Source organism: Candidatus Cardinium hertigii (genome assembly GCF_050864855.1).
Taxonomy (GTDB): domain Bacteria; phylum Bacteroidota; class Bacteroidia; order Cytophagales; family Amoebophilaceae; genus Cardinium; species Cardinium hertigii_C.
This window is the reverse complement of the sequence record NZ_JBOZWW010000005.1, coordinates 1-4,255: the sequence shown is the minus strand read 5'-3', so window position 1 is coordinate 4,255 and position 4,255 is coordinate 1. Positions and strand designations below refer to the sequence as shown.

The following is a 4,255-nucleotide window of genomic DNA, read 5'->3' as shown; positions in this document are numbered from 1 at the left end:
AATCGAATCAGATAACTGGAATAAAGGATGTTTCGGGTTAAGAAAACTAGATAAGCGTTGCTCAAACAAACGCTCAAGGCTATTATTTATTTTCTTAGATTTCATCCTTATTTTGCAAGCTTTTTATACAAAACAACTCTAAAACTGGTTATTAACCAATACAAATTTAACCATTTATTTGCTGATTAACAAATAATTATACAGTATTTCAGGACCGACTACTTAATGCAATTTTCTTGTGTGGAACATGCTAAGCCCACTAACGAATGTAATTTCGTTAGTGGGTAGAAGAAGGCTTAAAAAGCGAAAGCTACCAGCCGAAAGGTACGGGGAATACATAACCGGGTAGATAGGTCAAATGACCAACCTGAAAGGGTGCAGACTTAAACCTGGTGATCCTACGATAAAAATTAGTTAAAGGAAGTGAATTGTTATGGAAAAGTTAGATGCCAAAAAAAATGGTAAACGTAACACAACAAAACCAAACAGTGGCATGGCATTCCATAAAATGGAAACATGTAAACTATGTGGTTAACAACCTAAGACAACGTTTATATCGTGCTACAGAAAGTGGAGACTTAAAGAAGGTACGTAATTTACAAAAGTTGATTTTACGATCACAATCAGTAAGAGTACAATCCATCAGAAAAGTCACCACAGAAAATTCCGGTAAAAACACTCCTGGAATGGATGGGCAAGTAGTATTGGATAATCGCTCAAGAGAGATCTTAAACGCATCCTTACTAGCCCACAAGCAACCAACAGCACAACCAGTCAAAAGAGTGTTTATTCCTAAAGAAAAAGGGAAAGTTCGTCCCCTGGGTATAGCTACAATAACAGATCGATGTAGACAAGTTATAGTTCAGACAGCGTTGGAGCCATATTGGGAAGCTAAATTTGAAGCTACTAGCTATGGCTTCAGACCAGGCAGAGGCGCACATGATGCCATACAGAAAATATTTTGTATTGCAAGAAGTGGTAAAGGGAAACCATGGGTTTTAGAGGCAGACATCAAAGGAGCGTTTGATAATATTAGTCATTCATTCCTGATGGAACAACTAAAAGGCTTTCCAGCAAGACAACAAATTGAAAAGTGGCTAAAATCAGGAATCTGTTACAAAGATCAATTTGAAGCGACGCATACAGGTGTACAACAGGGGGGTCCTATAAGTCCTTTACTGCTCAATATAACCTTGCACGGGATGGAAACAGAGTTGGGCGTTTTGACACAAAATCACATACTGACGTCAAAGAGTCCCTACGCCGTTGTTCGCTATGCCGATGACCTTGTTGTATTTTCTAAATCTCAGGCAGAATGCCAAACAGCTAAAATAAAACTCAATGGGTGGTTGGCTAAGAGAGGTTTAGCATTATCAGAAGAGAAAACGCGCATAGTACATTTGGAAGAAGGGTTCGATTTCTTAGGTTTTAATGTTAAAAGGTATAAAACTAAAAGAACCAAAAGAGGTACAGTACTTCTAATAAAACCATCAAGGAAATCGATTGCAAACTTTCGCCAAGAGATACGTCAAACCTGGATGCAAGTACTTGGATGGAGAACAGTTGATGCCATACGGAATCTTAATAAAAAGATATCAGGATGGGGCAACTACTTCAAAATAAGTTCTGCTAAAAAGATATTCAGTAGATTAGACTACTGGATGTTTAAAAGACAGGAGAGATATCTTTACAGAACACATCCTAACAAGCATTGGTACTGGTATAGACGCCAATATTATGGAACAGTTAAAGGAAGAAAAGACCGATGGGTTTTTCAAGACAAAAGCTCTAAGATTTATTTAGAGAAACTAGCATGGATACCTATTAGACGACATATAATGGTGAAAAATATATCATCTCCAGATAATCCTAAGTTGAAACAATATTGGCTAAACCGTCAAAAGAATAAAAATTCTATGACTACGACCAATAAACGTCTAATATGGCGCAAACAACAAGGAAAATGTCCAGTATGTATAGAAAAACTGGACAATGGCGAAGCACTACATATACACCATAATATTCCTAGATCATTAGGAGGCAGGAATAATTTAGATAACCTAAGTTTACTACATGCGATGTGCCATAGGCAAATACATAGTAAACAAGGTCGAGCTGTAGCGTAGGGATTGCTTGAGCCGTGTACCGGGTAACTGGTATGCACGGTTCTTTGGGGAGTTGGGTAAAATAAGTACCCCGCTTACCCGATCAGTCTACTGAAGATCGGTATATGCCTCTAAGGTTTCTAGAATACAACGTTCAATTACTTCGTCAACATCTAAAAGAGAACGGGAACGTACTTCTTCCGGTTATATTAAATATCTGTGTATACAATGGTAAAAATCCCTATAAAGGTTCTTCTAGTTTACTTTCTATGTTCTCCGATCCTGAGTTAGCAAAATCATGTATGTTCAATAGCTTTCATTTAGTAGACTTGTACAGCACATCAGAAGATGAATTGCTTAGCTATAAAAAGGCTGCTTTTGCGGCTATGGTACTAAAACAAGGCATTTATAGAGATTTTAAGCAGTGGTTTTCTGATCATATACACCTAATTGTTTACCTTTTAGAAAAAGGTTATATTAGCTATGCGGATACAGCATTTTTGTACATGTTAAAGGTAGACGATAACCCAGATTTACTAGAAACAATAAAAAAATCTAATCCCCAATTAAAACAAATAGCCATGTCTGTAGCTGAAAAATTAATACAACAAGGAGAAGAAAAAGGTAGACAAGAAGGTAGACAAGAAGGTAGGCAAGAAGGTAAGCTAGAAATTGCTAAATCTATGTTAGAGGAAGGAGATTCAATAGAAAAAATTATACGTGTTACTGGCTTATATAAGTCTGATATTCAGTCTATTTAATAATATTTATCTACTTTTTAAGCGATTTTTGTAAAAAGAGTTTGTAAACGTGAGTTTCGGATTATAATATTTTTTAATTTGATAATCAAATATAAAAAATTTAATAAATTTTATTTATAAACAGTTGTATAAGGAATATATTTATGTAAATTATTTTGGTTATCAGGTTTTTATGTTATAAATTCCTTGATAAGATCAAGTAAAATAACCAATGTTTTAGTAAAAATACCAATAAAATATTGTATTAAAAATACTGTAAATCAAATAAATAAATCCCAAACGAACTATGTTAAAAGACAAATTTTTCGTGGTAAATTTTTAATTACTTTAGTTCCTAAATTGACTTTATTTCGGCAAAGGTATAGTTATGGATTAGTCAATCCAATTTTAATGGATTACCTTGAGTTTAGATAGATGTCCATCTACATAAAAAGTATTGTCTCGAATTATAGCAAATACTTGTCTAATGAGTTTATTAGCTACAGCAATCAGTGCTACCTTTCCAGGTTTCCCTCTTTCTTTTAACCTTTCATAAAATGCTTTACAGGACTTATTAAAAGGTATAGCTGACCAAGAAGCGATGTAGAGCAGAGCACGTAATCCAGTGTTCCCATGACGATTGATATGGCCCTTCTTTCTTACAGATGAGCCTGAATGCTCATAAATAGGAGCTAACCCAACGTACTTAGAGAACTGTTTAGCCGTTTGAAAGTGTTTACCCCCACCAGTGGAAACAATAAGTTCCATAGTAGTTCTATCGCCAATCCCTTTAATCGAACGAATGCGTTCATAGAGCTCCTTATAGTTTTCTTGCGTCATACAAAGCATTTCTTCCTCTAATCGTGCTATTTGCTCTTCCAAATAAGCTATATTTTGATTGAGCATTTTTAGTGCTAAAGCATCTACCTTAGGCAATACGTTAAAAGACTCTAGCAAATTATAGCACATGGTAAGTTGCTTCTTGAGTTGAGCAAGAAGTATTTTTTGTTGCTTTAAGGCTTGTATACTTGCTGAAGGCATTTTATAGGGTTTAGGCTCCATCTTTGATCCATACAGCGAAATAAGTTGAGCATCTATCTTATCAGTCTTCGTTACACATAGCATTACTTTAGAAAAGTGTTTGATTTGCTTAGGATTAATAACTGAAACAGATAGGTCAGATTCTAGAAGCATCTCTACTAATAAAGAACCATACTTGCCACTGGCTTCTAACACACAGTGATGCAATGATTTATCAAGTTGACCCAAAAAGATCTCAATGTCAATACGATCATTCTTATATGTACATGTAGTATATCCTTGATCTTTAGGGAAAGCAGCTACAAAACTACTTTTTGCTATATCGATACCTATATATTCCATATTGTTAGATATTTATATTAAATTAAT

2 protein-coding genes and 1 pseudogene are annotated in these 4,255 nt (G+C 34.9%); 2 read left to right on the top strand and 1 reads right to left on the bottom strand.

What is annotated here, in order from left to right:
* Positions 1-446 precede the first annotated feature (446 nt).
* Positions 447-2,126 (top strand): group II intron reverse transcriptase/maturase, encoded by a 1,680-nt coding sequence (ltrA, locus tag ACRRVB_RS00330; protein ID WP_432466044.1) that lies wholly within the window; start codon positions 447-449, stop codon positions 2,124-2,126.
* Between the two features lie 83 nt (positions 2,127-2,209).
* Positions 2,210-2,866: pseudogene (locus ACRRVB_RS00325) on the top strand (Rpn family recombination-promoting nuclease/putative transposase); the annotation flags it as partial.
* A 387-nt stretch (positions 2,867-3,253) separates the two neighbouring features.
* On the opposite strand, the gene ACRRVB_RS00320 reads toward ACRRVB_RS00325, so the two are convergent.
* Complete coding sequence (locus ACRRVB_RS00320) at positions 3,254-4,228, bottom strand: transposase (RefSeq protein WP_432466043.1); 975 nt, start codon at positions 4,226-4,228, stop codon at positions 3,254-3,256.
* Positions 4,229-4,255 lie beyond the last annotated feature (27 nt).